General features: G+C 59.7%; 16 protein-coding genes and 1 pseudogene. 10 read left to right on the forward strand and 7 right to left on the reverse strand.

The features are described 5' to 3' along the window. Nucleotides 1-81 precede the first annotated feature (81 nt). The 6 genes from JUI81_RS23145 to JUI81_RS23170 all read right to left on the reverse strand — a co-directional run bounded on the left by JUI81_RS23145 (nt 82) and on the right by JUI81_RS23170 (nt 6,047). Entirely contained in the window at nt 82-525 is a 444-nt protein-coding gene (locus JUI81_RS23145) for a CopD family copper resistance protein (protein ID WP_204125139.1), read from the reverse strand. 54 nt (nt 526-579) lie between these two features. After that, on the reverse strand, nt 580-1,026 hold the full coding sequence (gene moaE, locus JUI81_RS23150; RefSeq protein ID WP_204125116.1) for a molybdopterin synthase catalytic subunit MoaE: 447 nt from the start codon (nt 1,024-1,026) through the stop codon (nt 580-582). A gap of 4 nt (nt 1,027-1,030) precedes the next feature. Further along, on the reverse strand, nt 1,031-1,276 hold the full coding sequence (locus tag JUI81_RS23155; RefSeq protein WP_028940903.1) for a MoaD/ThiS family protein: 246 nt from the start codon (nt 1,274-1,276) through the stop codon (nt 1,031-1,033). Then, a complete protein-coding gene (gene moaC / locus JUI81_RS23160; RefSeq protein WP_026286545.1) occupies nt 1,273-1,746 on the reverse strand; it encodes a cyclic pyranopterin monophosphate synthase MoaC in 474 nt (157 codons plus the stop codon). The genes JUI81_RS23155 and moaC overlap by 4 nt, the downstream gene beginning before the upstream one ends. A gap of 273 nt (nt 1,747-2,019) precedes the next feature. After that, complete coding sequence (locus JUI81_RS23165; protein WP_204125117.1) at nt 2,020-5,040, reverse strand: EAL domain-containing protein; 3,021 nt, start codon at nt 5,038-5,040, stop codon at nt 2,020-2,022. Further along, on the reverse strand, nt 5,028-6,047 hold the full coding sequence (locus JUI81_RS23170; protein WP_204125140.1) for a substrate-binding domain-containing protein: 1,020 nt from the start codon (nt 6,045-6,047) through the stop codon (nt 5,028-5,030). The genes JUI81_RS23165 and JUI81_RS23170 overlap by 13 nt, the downstream gene beginning before the upstream one ends. Before the next feature lie 657 nt (nt 6,048-6,704). On the opposite strand from JUI81_RS23170, the gene JUI81_RS23175 reads away from it, so the two are divergent. The 9 genes and pseudogenes from JUI81_RS23175 (at nt 6,705) to JUI81_RS23210 (ending at nt 15,901) form a co-directional block, all read left to right on the forward strand. Next, entirely contained in the window at nt 6,705-8,906 is a 2,202-nt protein-coding gene (locus JUI81_RS23175; RefSeq protein WP_019578541.1) for a type VI secretion system Vgr family protein, read from the forward strand. 11 nt (nt 8,907-8,917) lie between these two features. Next, nucleotides 8,918-9,364, forward strand: coding sequence for a DUF6484 domain-containing protein (locus JUI81_RS23180; protein ID WP_204125118.1), 447 nt, complete (start codon nt 8,918-8,920; stop codon nt 9,362-9,364). Nucleotides 9,365-9,379: 15 nt separating this feature from the next. Continuing rightward, complete coding sequence (locus tag JUI81_RS23185; protein WP_204125119.1) at nt 9,380-10,492, forward strand: DUF2169 domain-containing protein; 1,113 nt, start codon at nt 9,380-9,382, stop codon at nt 10,490-10,492. Further along, the gene (locus tag JUI81_RS23190) at nt 10,489-11,529 is read left to right on the forward strand and encodes a hypothetical protein (protein WP_204125141.1); all 1,041 of its coding nucleotides are present in this window, start codon (nt 10,489-10,491) and stop codon (nt 11,527-11,529) included. The genes JUI81_RS23185 and JUI81_RS23190 overlap by 4 nt, the downstream gene beginning before the upstream one ends. Further along, the gene (locus tag JUI81_RS23195) at nt 11,529-12,704 is read left to right on the forward strand and encodes a PAAR-like domain-containing protein (RefSeq protein ID WP_019578537.1); all 1,176 of its coding nucleotides are present in this window, start codon (nt 11,529-11,531) and stop codon (nt 12,702-12,704) included. The genes JUI81_RS23190 and JUI81_RS23195 overlap by 1 nt, the downstream gene beginning before the upstream one ends. 29 nt (nt 12,705-12,733) lie before the next feature. Continuing rightward, nucleotides 12,734-13,642: a hypothetical protein gene (locus tag JUI81_RS23200; protein WP_204125120.1), complete on the forward strand. Its 909-nt coding sequence runs from the start codon at nt 12,734-12,736 to the stop codon at nt 13,640-13,642. A 22-nt stretch (nt 13,643-13,664) separates the two neighbouring features. Next, entirely contained in the window at nt 13,665-14,927 is a 1,263-nt protein-coding gene (locus JUI81_RS23205; RefSeq protein WP_204125121.1) for a TIGR02270 family protein, read from the forward strand. A 61-nt stretch (nt 14,928-14,988) separates the two neighbouring features. Further along, nucleotides 14,989-15,239 (forward strand): annotated as a pseudogene (locus JUI81_RS31875) (LysE family translocator); the annotation flags it as partial. A gap of 161 nt (nt 15,240-15,400) precedes the next feature. Beyond that, nucleotides 15,401-15,901: a helix-turn-helix transcriptional regulator gene (locus JUI81_RS23210; RefSeq protein WP_018927751.1), complete on the forward strand. Its 501-nt coding sequence runs from the start codon at nt 15,401-15,403 to the stop codon at nt 15,899-15,901. A gap of 57 nt (nt 15,902-15,958) precedes the next feature. Here the strand turns inward: JUI81_RS23210 and JUI81_RS23215 are convergent, their stop codons facing one another. After that, nucleotides 15,959-21,013, reverse strand: coding sequence for an ATP-binding sensor histidine kinase (locus JUI81_RS23215; RefSeq protein WP_204125142.1), 5,055 nt, complete (start codon nt 21,011-21,013; stop codon nt 15,959-15,961). Nucleotides 21,014-21,366: 353 nt separating this feature from the next. On the opposite strand from JUI81_RS23215, the gene JUI81_RS23220 reads away from it, so the two are divergent. After that, nucleotides 21,367-22,359 (forward strand): response regulator, encoded by a 993-nt coding sequence (locus tag JUI81_RS23220; protein ID WP_018927749.1) that lies wholly within the window; start codon nt 21,367-21,369, stop codon nt 22,357-22,359. Nucleotides 22,360-22,399 lie beyond the last annotated feature (40 nt).

Below are 22,399 nucleotides of genomic sequence, written 5' to 3' on the forward strand. Positions count from 1 at the left end.
GAGTCTGGCGAGCAGTGCTCCTTGATTTGCATCAAGCGCGAGCAAAGTGCTTGTCGCGCAACAGACACCAGACAAGCCCAGTCACCACGTCAGGTAAAACATCCACTTGGCCAACAACACGATCACAACCATGTGGCAGAACAGGCTGCCATGGATGAAATGCAGGTATCGAGCACTGATCCGGCCACTTCTGAACAAAAACATGGCGACCAGGAAATGCAGCAGTACGCTGACGGCCGCCACGATTTTTAACATCAGCAACGTGCCAAACGATGAGGCCATTGGTGTGGCAAGGACCGGTAAATAGCGCAGCCAGACCATCCCCAACCCGGCACCGAACAACACCAGCAAGACCCATGGAATCAAGGTGCGTGCACGTCGACCGATACCCTGCTCGAGCAGCAACATGACCTTGACGGGCAGCTGTTTGCGGATACTTTCAAGGAACAGGACTTCGAAGAACACCGTGCCGATGAAAATCAGCGCGGCAAACAGATGCAACGTCAGAAACAGCGGATAGAGCATGGGATTCTCGCTCTCAATACAGCTGAACACGCTCCACTCATCGCGAGGGAAACGTCACTCCCATCGTTGCGCCGCCTCGCAATCACTGTTGCGAGCCTCGACCCAATGGGAACTCTCGGCCACCTGTTCTTTCTTCCAGAATGGCGCTCGGGTTTTCAGGTAATCCATTACAAACGCACAGGCATCAAAAGCCGCTTGACGATGACTGCTGCTGACGCCGACAAAGACAATGGGTTCTCCCGGTTGCAGCGCGCCGATTCGATGGATCAGCACCAGTCCGAGCAACGGCCAGCGCTGCCGGGCTTCGTCGGCGATCTTGCCCAGGACCTTTTCGGTCATACCGGGGTAATGCTCAAGAAACATCCCGGCGACTTCTTGTCCGACGTTGGTGTCACGTACATACCCGACAAAACTCACCACGGCACCGACATTCAGGCTCAAAGCCTGCAGGGCATTGATTTCGGTGCCGGGGTCGAAGCGCTCTGTCTGCACTCGAATCATCGAATCACCCCCCCGTTACGGTTGGGAAAAAACCCACTTCATCACCGTCTATCAACGGCTCATCGAGCCCGCACATGTCCTGATTGCGGGCACACATGAGGTTCTGTTCGGCCAGCACCTGCCAGACGCCAGAACGACGTATCAGGTGCTGACGCAACTGATCGACGGAAGTGAAATCACCTTCAATCGTTTCATCGTCAAGGCCAAGCGTTTCGCGGTACCGCGAGAAATACAAAACATTCAGCTTCATTGTTGCGGCGCCTGATACCAGCCACTTTTACCACCCTGCTTCTCCAACAGCCGCACCGATTCGATACTCATGCCCCGGTCCACGGCCTTGCACATGTCATACAGGGTCAAGGCCGCCACACTGGCGGCGGTCAGTGCCTCCATCTCGACGCCGGTCTGTCCGGACAACTTGCACCGAGAAACAATGCGTACACGTTGGTCACCTTCAAAACTCAACTCAACGTTAACACTGCTCAGAAGCAGCGGATGACAGAGCGGAATCAACTCACTCGTGCGTTTGGCCGCCTGAATGCCCGCGATCCGCGCTACCGCAAATACATCGCCTTTCGGGTGAGCACCACTGGCAATCAGTTGTCGGGTCTCGGCAAGCATATGAACCCATGCCTCAGCCACGGCTTCTCGGGACGTTACGCATTTATCCGTAACATCGACCATTCGCACGCGTCCCAGTGAGTCGAGGTGAGTCAGCATCAATTCAGTCATGAGCAATAAGCCTTGCGCTACCAACAGTCGGTTTCAGCGCAGAATACAGCGCAGGCCGACACAGGCGGTTGACGTCAATCAAGTAATGCAGACAAGGCCATTGCTCAACCGATTTCCATGGTTCGAAAGCGCAACTCCGAAGCTGCAATCAGCCCGTCTACTTGTGCTGGAGGGCGAGCTCCGATTATGACGCCCGTCACTGCCAGTTTGCGAAGTACCCAGGCGATCGGCTTCTGACACAACAGCGTTTTCACTAAGTCATTAATGCCCGGACATTGGACTGCGTGGACGTTTTACATCGCGTTTTCGCCTTACCGCGTCAGGGCTGGTAATGCGGCTCGGTTGAGATAATCGGGGCGTACGCAGTAACAGACTGATTTCCTCTGCGCTGACCGCTCTGCTGAAAAAGTGGCCCTGAATTTCATCGCAGCCGTTCTCACGCAGGAAGGTTTGCTGCTCTTCGGTTTCGACACCTTCGGCTATGACCTTGAGGTTCAGTTGGTGCCCCAACGAAATCACTGCGGTAGCGATGGCTTTGTCGTTCTCGTTGTCGGGCAGATCGTGCACGAAAGACTGGTCGATCTTGAGCCTTGCGATGGGGAAGCTTTTCAATGCGGCGAGGCTGGAGTAGCCGGTGCCGAAGTCGTCGATCGACAGACTGATCCCCATTGATTGCAGTTCCTTCATTTTGCTGATGGCTTGCTGAAGGTCTTGCATGATCAGACTTTCGGTCAGCTCCAGCTCAAGGTACATCGGGTCCAGTCCGGTCTCTTGCAAGGCATGCCTCACCCGGTCGATCAGGTCCCTTTCGATGAACTGGCGTGCTGAAATATTCACCGACATGGTGATCGGCGGCCAGCCCGCATCCTGCCAGTCCTTGTTCTGTCTGCACGCGGTATGAATCACCCAATCGCCTATGGGCACGATCAACCCGGTCTCTTCGGCCTGCGGAATGAATTTGACTGGAGACACCATGCCGAGTTCGGGATGCTGCCAGCGGATCAGTGCTTCTACGCCGATAATCTGACCTGACTGCAAATCCACCTGTGGCTGGTACAGCAGCAGGAACTCGTCATGGTTGAGTGCGTTTCGTAGCCCGTCTTGCATGGCGAGCTTGCCCTGATCCTTGTTATTCATCTCGCTCGTATAGAACTGGTAACTGTTGCGACCCAGTTCCTTGGCCCGGTACATGGCGGCGTCCGCATTGCTGAGCAACGTGTCGGTATCGCTGCCGTCAGCTGGGTAGGTGGCCAACCCCATGCTGCAGGTGACGTGGAGTGTATGCCCGCTGAGCTGAATCGGCCGCAGGATGGCTTCCTGGATCTTGTGCAGGGCTGGAGTAACGCCGTCGAGGTCGGAGGGCTGGTCGAACAGGATGATCACAAACTCGTCGCCACCCAGTCGCACGACGGTGTCGGTGCGGCGCACACACTCCTGCATGCGCTGGGCGACGGTTTTCAGCAGTACGTCTCCAGCGCTGTGCCCAAGGCTGTCATTCACCAGTTTGAATTTGTCCAGATCGAGAAACACCACCGTCACCAGCCGGCTGTAGCGCTGGGCATAAAGTATTGCCTGCTTGAGACGGTCTTCGAGCAGTGTGCGATTCGGCAGCCCGGTCAGTGCGTCATGGTCGCCCATATAGCGAATACGCTTTTCGGTCAGTTGGCGTTCTATCGCAATACCGGCAAGAGGTGTCGCCATGTCGATCAGTCGCGTCTCGGTCGAGCTAGGGCTGCGTACGGTGTTGGAATACAAGGCAAACGTACCCAATACCTTTCGTTCATGGGACAGAATCGGCGTCGACCAGCAGGCGCGAAATCCATAGGGCGCAGCGGCTGATCGGTACTCCTCCCACAGCGGGTCCAGCTCGATATCCGTGACGATGACCGGTTCTCGTCGATACACCGCGGTGCCGCAAGAGCCGACGTTTGGACCGATCGCAATCCCGTCAATGAGCTGGTTATAGGCTTTCGGCAAACTGGGGGCAGCCCCGTGCAGCAGGTGTTTGCCATCCTCATCCAGCACCAGGATGGACACCATCATCCCCTCCAGTTGGGACTCGACCAGGTGAGCCAGACTATCGAGGACTTCTGCAAGCTCGGTGCTCCTGGCGATCAGCTCCAGGACATGACCTTGTCCGGCACGGATGATGGCTTCTTGCTCTAATCGGTTGTTTTGCAGGGCGAGCCGCTCTGTGGCGATACTCAATTGGACCGTCTTTTTTTCCAGCTGAAGACGGTCTTTGAGGAATTGATTCACCGCGCGAGCCATGTTGCCGATCTCGTCTTTCCCATGTTCCACCATCATCAAATGCGTTTTGTCAGTGCGTTCCTGACGCAATTGCCGGCTTATTTCATTCAGGCGCACGAGCACATGACGGCCCATGAAGACCCGGGTCACAAACCAGGCGAATATCAGGCTGGCGCCCAACATGATCAGTACCCATCGCTGGCTACGATTTGAGGCCTCGACCAGACGTTGCACGGCTTCGCGATAGTCTTCGGTGTAAGCACTGGATTGCGCACGGGCCACCGCGACCAGCACCCCGGCCTCATTCTTCAACTCCTCATTGAAGCGCTGGATGACGTTGTGCTGATTGATGAGCCTCAGGCGCAGGGAGAAGAGATCGGGCGTTTCCACGGCAGCGTCGGGTAACTTGCCAGCGGCGCGTGACAGGCGCTCATATCGGATCCGCAGCCGTTGTACGGCATCACTGTCATTAGCCTGCGGCAGATCGAAAAGTAACACCGCCAGTTCCAGGCTGGCCCGGGTCTGGGTCGCGGTTAACCGGGCAGCGTGATCCTCCAGGGCTCGCTCGAAGGTGACCTCGGTCTGCAACAGGCTTTCTCGCAGTTGCGCAACGATGTTGGCGGTATTGCGGAACATCTGACTCGACTGATGCATGTCGAGTATCGCCTCGCCACTGTTCGCGGCAGTCAGCTCCTGCACCAGTTGATCAAGGGCTTCAAGCTGTTCGACAGTCGCCGCATAGCTTGAACGCAGGGCGTCGGGGGAGCGGGTTGTCAGAAGCTGATCGGTCTGGCGTTCGATCAGCAAGGTCCGCTGCACCATGTCTTGCCCATTTTGCATACGGACCAGTCGTTCATCCGTCAGCTGGCGGGTGGCGCTGTTTGACGTGCGCAACGCGTAGACCGCTGTGGCACCGCCCGCCAGAATCAGCAGCGCCAGCGTCAGGAACGCCAGTGTGAACTGGGCGCGCAACGATTGCGGCAATAGTCGGCGTCCGAGCCGGGAAGTAACGTCCAATGTCATGGATTCCATTGGTGGCGATAAATGTCTCGATAACCATTGTCAGGGTCGTACTGGAATTTCTTCCCGCCGTCGAAGGCGATATTGTCGGCATTGACCAGGTGAATCGGTGCTACGAAGCCGCTCACCGGCTGCCCTGCAAACAGCCGGTTCAATTCATCCATCACTTGCCAGCCATGCAGGTTGAGCGGCTCGGCCACGGTGACGGTCTGGTAGGTTTTTGCCTGTATGCGCAAGAAAGCCGAAGCGCTGCCATCACCGGCAGACAACAGACTGATGCCGTCACTGGGTATTGCGGCGTTGGTCAAAGAGGCAATCGAGTAGTCGAAATAGATATCGTTGATGGCCAGTGTGTGGGTCCAGCGCTTGCCATAGCGCTGAAGCAGCTCCTTGGTGAGCGCCGGCATCTTCTCACCACTTTCAGAGATCGCCACATCGCGCACTTCCAGCAACGTACATTCCCGACAGGCCCGAATGACGTTTTCCATGGCCTTGGCTTTCGCCATGGCGATGCTGTATTTGGAGTCGGTCAGGATGACCACGCCGGCGTGTCCGTTTGACTGTGCCACTGCCGCCATGGCCGTAAGGCGAGCCACCTCGAGCGGGTCGGTCGTGACGTTCATAGCCACCGGCGTGCCGTCAATCGGCCCGGGGCGTGCCCCGGCGTGCCAGCCAACCACCGGCACATCCCTGTCGGCGAAGAGGATCAGCGCCGCATTGTTCTCAAGGGCATCGGAGCCGCACAGAATGAGGCCGTCGGGTTTCTCTGCCAGCGCATCGGAAAAGGCCTTTGCGCGCCCGGCCGATGATCCAGCGCCATCGAATATCTTCAGCGTCCAGCCCATCGCCTTGGCTGCCTCGCGAGCGCCCTGCGCGACACCGACGATGCCTCCGTTACGCAAATCCTCTGCGACAAGGGCGATGCTCTTGCCCCGCTGGGCTTTCGGGCCGGATTCAGGGCCGCTCCAGCGAACGGCTTCAAGGGTGGCCCTGGAAACGATTTCCTGCGCTTCAATCACCGTAACCGTGGCGCTTTCGACACCCGCCGCGGTTGGCAGATTCTGGCCGTATCCGGGCGTTGCCGTGAAAAGACAGAAAACCGTAATTGAAGCCATCCAGGGTAGCCAACGCCTGAGTAACCAGGGCCCGATCAGACAGGTTCGATCACCGCATGGAATGCCGGGTGTGGAGCCGATGGCGCGATCATAGTCTGGCATGGCGTCCCTTTTTGCCAAGAGTGCAGCGTTCACTATCCGAAAGGATAGTCGGTTCTGCTGCCATCAGGTCTTCGGTGGTTAAAAGTTCGCGAACTTTAGTTTTACAGTACTCATCCTTTACGCAACTTTGAAAGATGCTCTTCATAAGCACGACTGAATTCGCGCCTGAATAAATTGCGCGGGTACTCACTTTTTAGAATAAAGCCTATAACCAAAGATACTAAATAATGACCTCCGATTACCGATCTTGAAACGCCTCAGTGTTCACCCCACTGGTCGGAGAGTTTCTTGACAAGCATTGAACAGCGCTAACACTTCCTTGAATTGTAAGGGTTAGAGATGACGCCAAAGAGGCGCTGGGCAGAAGGTTAATCCGCAGGAAACGGATTCAGTCGTACGTTGCGTTATGTATTCGAGACGGCCGACTGACGCCCAAACACGAGGCAGAGGAAGCCGTGCATGGCAATCACGCAAAACAACCGTTTGGTGCAGGTCAACTGCCCCCTCGGCGGCGATGTCCTGCTGCTGCGGAGCATGGAAGGCAACGAAGAATTGGGGCGGTTGTTCCACTATGAATTGAACCTCACCTCCGAAGACCGGGCGATCACGTTCGACCATTTGCTGGGCAAGCCGATGGGCCTGACCCTGGAGCTGCACGACGGCGGCAAACGCTACTTCCACGGCATCGCCTGCAGCTGTCGACAACTGACCGGCCATGGCCAGTTCGCCGGCTACCACGTCAGCCTGCGGCCCTGGTTCTGGCTGCTCACGCGCACCTCGGATTGCCGGATTTTCCAGAACAATACGGTGCCGGACATCATCAAGCAGGTGTTCCGCGACCTCGGTTTTTCCGATTTCGAAGACAGCCTGAGCGGCAGCTACCGCCAGTGGGAATATTGCGTGCAGTACCGCGAAACCAGCTTCGATTTCGTCAGCCGCTTGATGGAACAGGAAGGGATCTATTACTACTTCCGCCATGAGCAAGCGCGACATGTACTGGTGTTGGCCGACGCCTATGGCGCCCACTCCACGGTGGCAGATTACGACTCAGTGCCGTTCTACCCGCCCGATCGGCAAATGCGCGAGCGCGATCATTTCTACGATTGGCAACTGACGCGGGAAGTCCAACCCGGTTCGCTGGAGCTCAACGATTACGACTTCCAGCGCCCCCGTGCCAACCTTGGGGTGCGCTCCAGTGTGTCGCGCAGCCATGGCAACGGCGACTACCCGCTCTACGACTACCCCGGTGAATACGCACAGAGCAACGACGGCGAGCACTATGCGCGTACCCGCATCGAAGCCATCCACAGCCAGTTCGAGCGCGTACAACTGCGCGGCCGTGCCCGCGGGCTGGGCTCCGGCCACCTGTTCACGCTGACCGGCTACGAGCGCGAAGACCAGAACCGCGAATACCTGGTGGTCAGCGCGCGCTACCACATCCACCAGGAGCCCTATGAAAGTGGCACCCAGGATCTCTCCGAGCAGTTCGTGGGCGAACTCGCTTGCATGGATGCCAGCCAGGTTTTCCACCCCCTCCCCCTGACCCCCGTGCCGATTGTCCGAGGGCCGCAGACCGCGGTGGTGGTCGGCCCCGAGGGCGAGGAGATTTGGACCGACCAGTATGGCCGGGTCAAAGTGCACTTCTACTGGGATCGCCACGACCAATCCAACGAGAACAGCTCCTGCTGGATGCGCGTCTCCCAGGCCTGGGCCGGCAAGAACTGGGGGGCGATGCAAATCCCGCGAATCGGTCAGGAAGTGATTGTCAGTTTCCTCGAAGGCGACCCGGATCGGCCGATCATCACCGGCCGCGTCTACAACGCCGAACAGACCGTGCCCTACACGCTGCCGGCCAATGCCACCCAGAGCGGCGTGAAGAGCCGTTCAAGCAAGGGCGGCTCACCGGCCAACTTCAATGAAATCCGCATGGAAGACAAGAAAGGCGCGGAGCAACTGTTTATCCACGCCGAGAAGAACCAGGACATCGAGGTCGAGAACGACGAGACCCACTGGGTCGGCCACGACCGCAGCAAGAGCATCGACAACGACGAAACCGTGCACGTCAAACACGACCGCACCGAAACCGTCGATAACAACGAGACCATCACCATTGGCCTCAACCGTACGGAACACGTCGGCAGCAACGAGACCATCAGCATTGGCAGCAACCGCACGATCAGCGTCGGCGCCAACGAAACCGCGACCGTGACCCTGCAGCGCACCCATGCGGTAGGTATCAACGAGACGATCGCCATCGGCGCAGCGCAGGAAGTTGTCATCGGTGCCTTTCAAACGGTGAATGTCGGGGCCTACCAAAACGTCAATGTGGGCCTCTACCAGTCGACCAATGTGGGCGCCAACCGCTCGGTGGACGTGGGTGCCAATCTTTCAACCACGGTAAAGGCAAACGAATCGCGCAAGGTCGGTGCAGGACGCACGACCGATATCGACAACAACGATGCGCTGACGGTGGGCAAGGACCTTGTCATCGATGCCGGTGACTCGGTGACCATCACCACCGGCAAAGCCAGCATCGTCATGAAGAAGGACGGCACCATCAGCATCCGCGGCAAGGACATCACCATAGACGGCTCTGGTGCGATCAACATCAAGGCCAACAAGAACGTGGTGATCAAGGGACGCAAGATCCTGCAAAACTAGGAGTAACGCGTATGACGGTTCAATACCCACTACCCACCCAGGCCCGCATCGATGGCGTGGTCATCGGCGTCCTGCTCGACCTGCCGCAGGCCAGTGCGCCCCTGGTGACCTACCCCGGCTGCCCCGAGGAACAGAGCATCGCCGCCCGCAGCACCACCCTGCTCGCCCCTGAGGACATCGGCACCCAGGTGGCGCTGATGTTCGAAGATGGCGACCCTTTCCGCCCGCTAGTGATCGGCCGCCTGCTTGGCCAGGCTGCGGCGCCCGCACCGGTTGCCTGCGTGCAACTGGATGACCAGCGCCTGGAATTGAGTGCCGAACGCGAGATCGTGCTGCGTTGCGGCAAGGCCAGTATCACCCTGACCCGCGCAGGCAAAGTGATTATCCAGGGCACCTACCTGTCCAGCCGCTCCAGCGGGGTCAACCGCATCAAGGGTGGTTCGGTGCAGATCAACTAGACAGGTATTCGGCCCATGGAACTGCTCAACGCCAGCAAACTGCTTGCTGCCTATACCCAGGGCATGGAGCCCGATGGCCGCGAATCCCTGGTGGTGGTGGCCAAAGGCACTTTCAATTTACCGCTTGACGGCCACGCGGCGACCCTCGCCGACAGCCAGCAACCGCTGCTGATGGCCGATACCTTCCTCGGCGAGCCTGGTCTCAGCGCCCCGCTGCAGGAAATGGACTTCGCCCCGATCAAGCCATTCTGCGATGTGCTGGTGCGCGGCAAGGCCTATGCCCCAGGCGGGCGGCCCGTGAGGCAACTGGCTGCGGGCATTCGCGTCGGTCAGATGAGCAAAGCCTTTTCCGTCCTCGGCCCCCGGCAGTGGCAACCGGGGCTATTGGGCGTTTCTCCCGGCTTGCCGCAGCCCTTCACCGAGCAGCACATCTCTTATGCCCAGGCCTTTGGCGGCAGTCATCCGATGGCCAAAGACTCCGAAATGCGTCACTGCTACCTGGACAATCCGACCGGTTGTGGCTGGTTCCCACGCCATATGGGTAGTGCTGACATCGTTGGCATGCCGATGCCGAACACCGAGGAATTGGGCAAGGCGATCGACAGTCCCTCTGGCGACTACCGCCCGATGGCCCTCGGCCCCATCGGCCGTAGCTGGCCGCAACGCGCCCGCTTCGCCGGTACTTATGACGAGACCTGGTTGGCCGACTGCTTTCCGTTTCTGCCGGGTGATTTCGACCGCCGCTACTTTCAGGCGGCCCCTGACGATCAGCAGATCCAGTATCTGCGAGGCGGCGAGGACGTGCTGCTGCTCAACCTCACGCCCCAGGAGCGCGCGGGCTTTCGCATCCCCGAAATCGACGTGCCGGTGACCTTCTTCCTGAAAAAAGGCGGTCATGAGACTGTGCAGGCGGTAATCGATACCCTGCTGATCGACACCGATGCGCTCCAGGTGCAGCTGACCTGGCGTGTCGCCCGTCCGCTACGGCGCAACATGTTCGAGATCGCTCAGGTGCTGGTCGGCACGATGTCCACGGGCTGGTGGCGCGCCCGCGAACTGGGCAAGGATTACTACCCGTCGCTCTCCTCCCTGGTAAAAGACAAGCACGCACCCGAGGAGACGGACTGATGACCGCGCTTTGCATCATCGGCTCCGGCATGGTCAGTGCTGTCGGCCTCAGCGCACCCGCGAGCTGCGCGGCGATCCGCTGCGCCATCGACAATTTCCAGGAAACCCGCTTTATCGACCAAGGCGGCGAATGGCTGATTGCCGCCAGCGTGCCTTTGGAACAGCCCTGGCGCGGCCGCACCAAGCTGATCAAGATGGCCGCCCGCGCCATCGCCGAGGCACTGCAAAGCACCCCCAACGTCGACCCGGAGAAAACCCCGCTGCTGCTGGGGGTGGCGGAAATCGAGCGCCCCGGCCGCCTCGATGGTCTCGATAAGGGGCTGCTGCACGCCATCGAAGCCGAACTGGGCCTGCGCTTTCATCCCGGTTCCAACGTCATTGCCCGTGGTCGGGTCAGCGCTGCCGTGGCCCTGCTGAATGCACGCACGCTGATCTACCAGGGCGGCCATCGCCACGTGCTGATTGCCGGCGTCGACTCCTTCCTCAGCGGACCGACCCTGGCCGCTTTCGAAGCACGCGAACGCCTGCTCACCAGCCAGAACTCCAACGGATTTATCCCCGGCGAAGGTGCCGCCGCCGTGGTGCTGGCCGCCCCCGTTGCCAGCAAAGAGCCGCAATTGGCCTGCATCGGCCTGGGGTTCGGTATGGAGAAGGCCACGGTGGAGGCCGAAGACATTCCCCTGCGCGCCGACGGCCTGACTCAAGCCGTACGCGCCGCCCTGAGCGAAGTCGGCTGTGGGTTGGAGCAAATGGATTATCGGCTCACCGACATCTCCGGCGAGCAGTACTACTTCAAGGAAGCGTCCCTGGCCCTGAGCCGCACCCTGCGCGTGCGCAAGGAGTTCTTCCACCTCTGGCACCCCGCCGACTGCATCGGCGAAATCGGCGCCGCCATCGGCCCGGCGATGCTCATCGTGGCCCTGGCCGCCAGCCGCAAGGGCTATGGCGAAGGCCCGAATATCTTCTGCCACTTGGGCAACGACGCCGGCGAACGCGCCGCCGCGATGCTCAGTTACCAGACTGTGAGGGCTGCGTGATGGCCAACCAGGTCTTTGCCAACAATATGGAGATCTCCTGCAAGGCGGCGGATGGCAAGTCGGTGGCCTGCTTTCCGGATGTCTGCTTCACCCCGCCTCAGGCGCCCCCCACGCCAACCGGAGTGCCCATCCCCTATCCGAATACCGGCATGGCCAAGGACACGACCAAGGGCAGTCGTACGGTGAAGATCAGTGGTAAGGAAGTGATGCTCAAGAACAAGAGTTACTTCAAGACCAGCTATGGGGATGAGGCCGGTTGCGCGCCGAAGAAGGGCGTGATCACCAGCAAGATCAAAGGCAAGGTCTACTTCACTTCCTGGTCGATGGATGTGAAGTTCGAAGGCGAGAACGTAGTGCGACACATGGACCTGACAACCCACAACCACGCATCATCACCTGGTAACACGCCAACGTGGATGCATGTGGATGCGATAGCGTTCGACACCAGCGAAGGCCAGGTCTGCAAAGACGAGCAAAACGCTGCCGAGGATAAATGCAAGGATGCGAAGATACGTCCCAAGCGGGAGACCGAGAGAGGCAACAAAGTACCGGATGGAATGGATTGCGACGATGAATGCAAGAAAGCCAAGGCATGCGTGCTCAAACCGAAAAAAAAAGACAAGAGTTTTTGCTGTCACCCGGAGATCACAGGTCACCACCTGATCGAGGTACATTGTTTCTCTAAGACGGGGGAACGTGGCACTGCCTTGACTGGCTTCGAGAAGTACAAGCAAGACAACGCGCCGTGCGTGTGTGCATCCCAGTCGCGCGACGACGGTACCCATGGAATCCTCCACGCGGTCCAGGGCCAGATGGAGGCGGCCCACAACGACGGTCCGGTGTTGCAATCCTGGCCGGACTCCGGTGACAAGATCAAACCAGGCAGCGACCAGCGACTACCCGCTAATGCCAAATGGACTTACAAAAATGCCCGTGAAGCAGGTGCACTTGCCCACAGTACGGCATTCCCTCATTGCAACTCGAAGTGCATAGCCAACCAGCTGGACGACTATCACCAGAAAAAATGTGACATGGAAGACAACACGCCAGTGCGCAGCGATCCAGGCTCGGACAAGCGCTCTTCCGGCACGCTGACTGCCACGCAGCAGAACGCCGTCGACCAGGCGATCGAGGCCATCAAAGGCATCACATCCAACGCCCACTCTGCCGCTTAATTTTCAATTTCAAGAACGATAGGTTTGCTATGTCTAACGAATACTCCTTCCTTTCCGGCTTCATGCAGAGCCGCAATGTTGGTCGAGTCATCGCCCAAGTCGATGTATTGAAGGAAAGTGGCTCGACCGCCTCCAAACTGCTCAAGTGGGACAGGTCCCAGAACCGCTGGTTCTCCTTCAACCTCGAGTGGCACGCCACGCGAATCTGCGCAATTGAAGTACCGGAAATCATGGTTTTCGCTACAGGTCCAGACGGTATTGTGTCAGTCAGCACAATGGTTGGCTCAACCGAAGAAGAGATCGACGACTCGCTCGATGGCCCTGCTCGTCGCGGTCCTATTCGGGATCTGCAACTCATCAACGGTGTTCCCTACGCCACTGGCATGGGCCGCCAGGTTTACCGTCGCGAGGGACCAGCCAAATGGACGCGTCAGGACCAGGGAGTGGTTTTACCCAGAGGCGAGATTGAACTATGCGGTTTCAACTCCATCGACGGTATCAGAGAAGAAAATCTCTATGCCGTCGGATTCAATGGCGAAATTTGGCAACGCCTGGAAGGCAAATGGTTCAATCGGGAAAGTCCAACCAATCTCGTATTGCATCGGGTCAAGGTCGTTCGCGAAGATTTAGTGTTTGTATGCGGGCAGATGGGCACTTTGCTGCGTGGCGATGGTTCGCAGTGGGAAGCCGTTGGACAGGACGCAACCAGCGAAGACCTCTGGGGTATGGAGTGGTTCAACGGCGAGCTCTATTTGGCCTGTGATTCCGGTCTATTGCGCCTCGACGGCAATGACAATCTGGTTGCAGTCGACATGAATTTGCCCAGTAAGCCCAGTAGCCGCCATCTCCATGCAAATGATGGTGTTCTCTGGTCCTGCGGACCGAAGAACGTAGTCTGGACCGAGGATGGGCAGCGTTGGACCGAGGTGACCCCGTGATATCGACCCAGGCAGGCTTAGTTTGATATCCCTACCCATCATCGACCAACACGCCGAAGAAGCCGGCTTCCTAGCCGTCCTGCGCGACTATGCCCAGCGCGCGCCGCATTACGATCTGGATGACCTCAGCAAGCTCGACAGCCGCATCGACGCCCACCTCGACGGCCTTCGAATCGCCGGCCCCAACGGCCTGGAAACCCTCCTGACCCAACTCGGCCCGCACGCCATCGGCGAGATGTTCGCCAGTGTGGTGCTGGCCTTCGAGGCGGGTAACGCGCAGGTGTTGTCGCGGCTCAGCGAGCACTTGCGCAGTGCCGCGGAAACGGAGCGCGGTTATCTGATGGCCTTGGGTTGGCTCGACTGGGAGTGGATATCGCCCTGGATCGACCGCATGCTCGCCTCCCCTGAACCCCTGTTCCACCGCCTCGGCCTGGCCGCCTGCGGCATGCACCGCCACGACCCTGGCCCAGCCCTGCTTACCGGACTTTCCCACGCCGACCCAAGCGTCCTGGCTCGTGCTGCTCGTACTGCCGGCGAGTTGCGTCGTCGTGATCTGATGCCGACGATTCGTGCCCACCGTCTACACCCGGATCCAGCCACGCGCTTCTGGGCTAACTGGGCCACCGCACAAATGGGCGATGAGCACGCCCTGGAACCGCTGCGCCAGTTCGCCGAGCAACCGGGCGAGTTCCAGTACCGCGCGCTCTGCGTATTGCTGGCCTGGCAAAAGCGTGAAAACAGCATCGCCTGGATACGCCAATTGATAGAGAACCCTGAGCAACAGCGCATCGGCATCCAGGCCATCGGGCTGCTGGGCGATCCGTTCAGTGTGCCCTGGTTGATCCAGCAGATGAGCGACCTGTCTCATGCCCGCGTCGCCGGCGAAGCCTTCAGTCTGATCACTGGCGCTGACCTGGCGCTGCTCGACCTGGAATTGCAGGACCTGCCGGATTTCGATGCCGGCCCGAACGACGATCCTGAGGACGCTAATGTCGCCATGGACCCCGATGAAAACCTGCCCTGGCCCGACCCGCAGTTGATCGCCGCCTGGTGGCGGGCCCATGGAGGCGATTTCCAGACGGGCGTGGGCTATGTGCTGGGGCTACAGCAGAGTGAGAACAGTTACCGGCGCGTCCTTGTCCAGGGCCAGCAACGCCAGCGTATTGCGGCCGCCTTCGGCGTTGCTCGCTGGCGACCGAACGAAGTGCTGTTCCCCACCAGCGCACCCGCCTGGCGGCAAAAGATGTTGTTGGGGGAGCCAGCGTCGCCCGTTCGGCGCCTCTGAGGTTTTGCCAAAATAGAATGCAGCCCCTAAGCCAGACAGCTTGGAAATACTTAAATGGTTGGGCCTTTTCGTGCTGGCATTCATTCCGCAGTTTGTCGACCCGCACCGCGGCTCAGTGAGTATCCAGATGCAGGTGTACGGCGTGTGATTTGCTGTACTTACGGCAGCTGGATTCGCGCTCATGGGCGCTTTCGCCACTACACTTTCCGGTTTTCTACGCCAGCGGCCACGACTTGTGAATGGTCTGACGTGGGGGCAGGAATGACGTTTGTGGCATCGGGGGTATCGATCGCGGCGCTCAGCCAAAAATAGAGCAAGGGACTCGCCCCGCTGAGCACCCTACGCGCGCCCGCCTCGCATGGCTTTAATCACCCACGCCGATCGGTCGCGGCGTTTCATAATTCTTAAGGTTTGATTAAGGACTTTAAAGGTCGCCGGCGGACAGACTTTCCCTAACGATCAGGAGAGCCGCCATGAACCCGCAATCGGTGAATTCAGACCATCCATGTGAACTTGCGAGACCGCTGGGCGCCCTGTCCAGCTGGCAAGAGCGCCGCGCCAAGGAACTGATGCTGCGTGATATGGGCAGTTGCGTTCGCATCAGCGAGATTGCCGAACACTGCAACCTTTCGCGCAGCCATTTTTCCCGGGCGTTCAAAAAAAGTACCGGCCACTCACCCCAAGGTTGGCTGGTGAGGATGAAAATCGAAAAAGCCAAAAGCCTGCTGATCACCTCGATGCCGATCACCGACGTCGTCTATGAATGCGGTTTCGCGGACCACTCGCATTTCACCCACACCTTTAGCCGGCTGGAAGGGATGACACCCAAGGCCTGGCGGCGGGCCGTTGATCACGTGATCACAAACCGACGTCCCAACACACCAATGATTGATCGAGACATATCCGACAGGAGAATCCCCGATAGCGTGGTCGACGGCTTGCGACAACTTCGCGCGCAGGCGCTGCACGCGTGAACTGATCGAGGCCAACAGAACGAACTCCTCCCCTTTGGCCGCTCATGCGGCCTTTTTTTATCCGACGCTGGCCGCCGCGATCGGCAGATTGAAACAGATCCTGGCGCCCTGATCGCTGTCCTGGACCACCAGCGTCCCGCCGTGCGCACCGATCACTGACCTGCAGATGGCCAGCCCCATCCCCATGCCGCTGCCTTTGGTGGTGTAGAACGCATCGAAGATTTGCTCGCGCTGTGGTGCGTCAATTCCCGGCCCATTGTCCTGGAAGCAGACTTGAACATGATCGTCCTTGACCGCTGAGCCGATGATGATGCGTCCATCTGGCAACCCGGCTCCGGCAATGGCTTCCTGCGCATTGGTGATAAGGTTGAACACCACTTGCTGGATCTGCACCGCGTCGACCCAAACCGGGCATTGCGCATCAAGCCGGGTTTGCAGTTGCACGTTGCGGTTCGCCAGATCGGTGGCGGTCAGGCGCACGACCTCACCGATCAACTCGTCGATCTGCACCGGTCGCCGTTGCAACGGCGCCTGTTTGGCGAGCGCGCGAAGTGCCTGGACAATATCGGCGGCGCGGGCGCTGTCTGAGCGAATGTCTTCCAGCCCCTGAATCGCCTCTTCCAGATCGGGCTGATCGCGCTTAAGCCAGCGCAGGCTCGCCGAGGCGTTAGACAAGATGCCCAGCAGCGGCTGGCTGATTTCATGGGCAATCGAAGCAGACAGCTCGCCCATGACTTTAAGGTGCGAGCTACGCGCCAGTTCTGCCCGGGAACTGCGCAAGTCCGCTTCCATTTGCGCACGCAGTCGGGTGTCTTCGACCAGCTGCGCATACAGCCTGGCGGTATGCAGTGACACGGCGGCCTGGGAGGCGAGTATTTCCAGCATGGTCAGGCGCTCGGCGCTGAACAGCTTGGGGACCAGGCTGTTTTCGAGATAGACCAGACCGATCAATGTGCCTTGTCTGAGCAACGGCAGGCACAACATGGAACGCGTCTGGCGCTGTAGGAGGTCAGCGCTGTAGGCCTCGGGACAATCTGCCCGGGCATCGTCGAGCACCAGAGTGTTGCGGGTGCGCTTGCTGGCGTTGAGCACCGAGGCAGGCGCCATCTGTTCGAGCGGCTGCCCGGTGTCCAGCGCGACCCGCACGTTGCCGGCCTCGACAGAAGCGGTTGCCGCGAGTTGCAGCTCGGCGCCGCTGACAATCATCAGAACACCATGATCGGCACCCGCCTGAATCATCAGGTGGTTCATCAGGGTTTCGACCAGTCGTTCCAGCAATACCTCTTGCGAAAGTGCGCGCGCCGCCTCGATTCCCACTTCAAGATCAAGGCGGACCTGGGTCACAGGCCGGACAGGTTCGAACGACGACTCTGTGTTCAGAAACGGGTGCAAGGCTTCCAGCTGGCGGGCCTTGCTGTTGGCCCCCCAGAGGTTGTAACAGTCGCGCGCGACGCGCAGGTGGTGATTGGCACCCGACACCAGCCCGTTAGGTAAGCAGATATCGGCTAGCTGTTCATGCGCCAGCGCCTGCTCGTGGATGAAACCGGCCGCTGCAGCAGCGATCTGGGACTGATCAAAACAGCGGATGGCAACCAGCTCCTGACCGCGTAAACGGGCGATGACCCCTTCGATCAGCAGCAATTTACTGCGAAAGGTTGCCGGGTTGAGCTCGACCCATGACAGAAACCGCAGACGTTGCCGTTCGAGTTGTTCCAGTTTTTCGGCCACCTCCCCCGGTGCCTGCGCACTGCCCAGAGCCAGGCTGTAGAACAGGTAGTAATCGGCGAGATTGATGTGTGCCGGAATGGACCAGGTCAGCGCGGCCGCCTCTTCGAAACGCCGCAATGCGTAAGGGATATCGCCGTAGTAAAACGCGGACATGCCTGAATACAGCCACGTCCAGAACAGAGTCGGCTGTGACACGCTGGTGCGGTCGATGGGGCCGAAACGGTCATGTTCAGTGCCGTCCAGTTCGGTCAGCGGCCGGTGCTGACGCCCATCGCGCAGATCGCTGGCGTACGCCTGTTGCGCCAGCAGGATGCGTTCGATGTCGATATAGTGAAACTGACGCACCCAGGCCAGGCCATGCTCCAGTTCGCTCAACACTCGTTGTAAGGGTTCGCCCATGAACAACAGATCGGAGCCGATGTGGTTGCAGGCATAACAGGACATACCCAGGTCACCGCCGGCCTGACCGCACTCGAATGCTGCGAACGCCTTCTGTCGGGCGTACGCCATCGGTCGGGTCCACGGGCTGACTTGATCAAGCGCCACCAGCGTACCTGTGCGTCCGGCTTCGTAGCCGTGTTTGTCAGTGAGTTCAAGGGCCACTTCGGCGAAGGACTGCCCGTCCACATACTCGCCATAGCGCTCGGCAATCATCACGCCAAACCAGGCAAACCCATAACCGCTGCTCGGCGTGGTGCCATGCATCAACGTAAGTTCGACCATTTTCGCCAAATGCAGAAAACGAATGTCGTCGTTGACGAAGAACGAGGAAATCAATGTGCTGAGCAACTCCATGGCCACTTCGACAAGCGGGTCATCGGCCTTGGGCAAATGCACCAGATCGGCGATGCGGCGCGCGCCCACGAGTGCGCGTACCTGGGCAAACACGAGGCTCAGCTGATCGTGCGAGGGCTTGCGCTGCAGGGGAATATCCAGCAGGGTCAACCCGGTCAACGCCTCGGTTATCGCACCCTCGTAATCGGAGTGCAACGTGCGCAAGGTGGCCCGTAACCGATAGGTTTTCGCGCGGTCGAGGGCTGTGGTGGCGTGATTCAGGCAGTCGTCGAGGCGGTGTTGGGCGCTGGCCAGATCGGCCAGCAGCATGTCACATTCGGCAGCCAGCCATTGGGTGGCGAACGCCTGAGTGTAAAGGCTCGACCAACCGGTCTGCCCGAGCAGACGCTCGGCCGTGCGCAGATAGCCCACGGCCTGCTCGACAGCCGCGGTGTCCCTGGCACGTTCGGCAGCTTCGACCAACAGCTCGACGAACGCGGCACGGCGATGCGCCTCCAGTTTATCCACGTCAATACGCTGAACCTGGCTGGCGACTTCAAATACACGCTCATGGATCTGCTCACCCCACTGATCAAGCATGGCGACGGCGATACGGGCATGCTCGGCGGCGCGTCCCGCTGGCGCAGCAAGCTGACAGGCTGCCTCAAGTACACGGTCGTGGGGAAACACTAGTTGCTCACGCTCACGCAACAGAAAACCGGCATCGACCAGACTTTGCACTTCACGGTTGATCTGTTGCTGATCACACGGTAACAACCGGTGCAGCAGCGATTCATCACAGCGCCCGCCGACATACCCGGCCGTGCGCAACACTTCGCGTTCCATCGGTGCCAGCCGTTCGAATCGCTGCACCATCAAGTCCGCGACGTTATCGGCGTAACGGTAACCATCCACCTCCTCCTGGTTCCAGGTCCAGCGGCGACCGTGCACGTCGAAGCACACCAAACGTTCATCGATCAACGCGCGCAACACCTGGCTGATGAAAAGAGGGTTGCCAGCCGTCTTGTAGTGCACGACTGGTGCGAGCGACTCGATAGCCTCGGGGTCGGTGTCCAGTTCAGCGGCGATCAGTTCCGCGACTGCTGGCACCGATAGTGGACCCAGCATGACGCTTGTACAGGGTAACGATTGCCCATGCTCCAACACCTGCAGCAATCCACCCTCACGCTGGAGGGACTGCGATTCGGCCTCACGGTACGCCAGAATGAGCGCCAGATGCCGGGGCGGCCGGGCGATGAAGGCTTGCAAGAACGACAGCGTCGAATCGTCGGCCCACTGCACGTCATCTATGAATAGCACCAGGGGTCGTCCCGGCTGAGCGAAGACTTCCAAAACATCGAGTAGCGTTTGATTGGCGCGATCAAGCGCATGCCGGGCCGGCATGTTCGGCAGTTCAGGCGCGACACCGATGACCAGCTCGGCCTCGGGCGCCAGATCCGCCAGGAGTTTACCCCGTCCCTTGAGGCGTTCGATCAGTTGCTCGCCCAGCGTCTCCAGTTCCAGAGCCGGCTTGCCCAGCAGTTGGGTCATCAGCGACTTGAGGATCTCTGCCAATGGCGCGTAGGGAATTTCCTGCTGCAGCAGATTGCTCTTGCCGCTGGCCCAGTAGCCGGGCGCCAAGGGCCGGACACCCTGGTGGATCAGCGTCGACTTGCCGGCACCCGGCGCGCCACCGACCAGCAGGACCCGGGCGATGCCATCGCTGCGCACATGACTTATCTGCTCGATCAACTGCATGCGTTCAGCCTCGCGGCCGAACAGAACATCACCGCGGGCCGCAGAAGGCAACGCATCGAAGGCGCCCAGCCGAAACCCATCAATGCGCTCGTGTTCCAGCCACTGCTGTTGGCACCAGGCCAGATCCGCGGCCATCGACTCTGCGCGCTGATAGCGGGCACCCGGTTCCTTCGCCAAGCCTTTGAGCAGCACTTGGCAGATGCCTTCCGGCAGATCGGCAACATGGATTGCCGGTGATTGCGGTTGCACGGCGGCGTGCACGTGCAGCCATTGCGAGGGGTCGCGGGCGGTGAGCGGCAGTCGGCCGGTCAGCGCTTGATAGAGGATTACGGTCAGGGCGTAGATATCGCTGCGCGCGTCAAAACTGGCGGCATCGCGCCGTACCTGTTCGGGCGCCAGGTACGGCCATTGTTCCAGACCGGGCAATTCAGCGGTGGGCACCTCTGCGGCATGACTGTGAAAACCCAGGAGTCTGACCGAATCGGCGGTTTCCACCATCAAATGGTGGGGCAGCAGGCTGGCATGGCGCACACCCGCGTTCTGCGCGCTGGCCAGCGCGTTGGCCGCCGCCACGGCGATGGCCAACAAGCGCCTCAGCGGCAGCCCGGCGTCACCGATCAGATCCATCAGCGGCGTCCCCGATGCGGGATAGATCAACAAGGGCCCCTCGGCCGAGCGGATAAACGCGACAGGTGCAATCGCCCATGCCGGATCCAGGCGCAGATGAAAATCGCGCTCAAGCCGCTGGCACGTGGCGGGCAGCTGAATCGGCGCCCGGGCGGCAAGCCAGTGTGTGCCCGACGGTCGGTCCTGAAGCGTGAACCAGGTCAGGTCATTTTCCCGGCGCAGCATGGAGAAGGTGCAGCGTTCCAGCCAGGCTTCATCGTGGACGACCTCAAGACTGCGGGAACCGGATGATGAGAGAGGACGGCTGGACATGAACAATCACCGCTGAAGATTCGTTTCGGGCTGAGCCCTGGAGTATACGCAAGGCTCTGGCCCAACGGCTGCATGCCGGTAATCCTGTCCGTAATCGGCACCATGATGGCTGTCGTGCTGCCCCGTTGCCGATGGTTTTTGCGCACTGAAATCACGGTGTGTTATCCCTCGGGATAATTGCATTATGCGGGGCCGTCCCCTAGCGTGTACCTCTGATGAATCGATGCTCCGGCGTCACTCTCCATCCACGCAGTGCAGAAGAACGCATGATCCGACTCGGCCAAGCCACTATTTCCCTGGAGCGGCGCGAAGCCTTTCTTGATGGACGGCCGCTGCGTGTCGGGGGCCGGGCGTTCGAAATCCTCTCGGTGCTGATGCACGCCGATGGCCGGATTGTCAGCAAAGATGAATTGATCACACAGGTCTGGCCCGACACCGTCGTCGAGGAAAACAATCTGCAGGTGCAGATTTCCTCACTGCGCAAGTTGCTCGGAGAAAAAGAACTTATCCAGACGGTCCCGCGCCGAGGTTACCGATTATTGAAAAAACGTGAACCGCCCCTGCCCCTGTTCCATCCGGTGGCACCGGGCCCTTTGGCGCCAGAGGATCAGGAGACGATCGATCCTGACAGCGTGCCGGTGTTCATCGTCGACGATGAAGCGAGCGTGCGTACAGCTCTCAGCCGACTGCTGCGGGCTGAAGGCATCGCGCACCGGATATTCGCCTCGGCCGAAGAATTGCTCAACGCTGACCTCGACACCGGCCCCGCTTGCCTGTTGCTTGACGTCAGTCTGCCCGAAACGACAGGCCTGGAACTTCAATCGGCGCTCGGACAGCGCGGGCATCCGTGGCCGGTCATTTTCATGACCGGTTTCGGCACCATCTCGATGTCGGTGCAGGCCATGAAAGCAGGTGCGGTCGAATTCCTGACCAAACCATTCAACGACGACCAGTTGTTGGACACCCTGCGCGCCACCCGTCAGCGTGCAGCGACGGCGTTCGAGCAATGGCAACGCATACAAAGCGCCCGTCAAAGGGCTGCCCTGTTGACCCCCCGTGAGCGCGAAGTGCTGCCGCTGATCGTCGCAGGTCTGTCCAACAAGCACATCGCCAACCAGCTGGGCACCAGTGAAGTCACCGCCAAGGTCCATCGCAAACACATCATGGAGAAAATGCAGACACGCTCTCTGGTCAATCTGGTCAAGCTGTATGGTTTGATCAGCACGGAGCCAGCGTTTGGCATGCAGGGTTCTTCATGACTACGGAGACTGGCTGCGCCCCCGAATCATCCCGTAGCGC

Source organism: Pseudomonas sp. 008 (genome assembly GCF_016861935.1).
Classification (GTDB): Bacteria; Pseudomonadota; Gammaproteobacteria; order Pseudomonadales; family Pseudomonadaceae; genus Aquipseudomonas.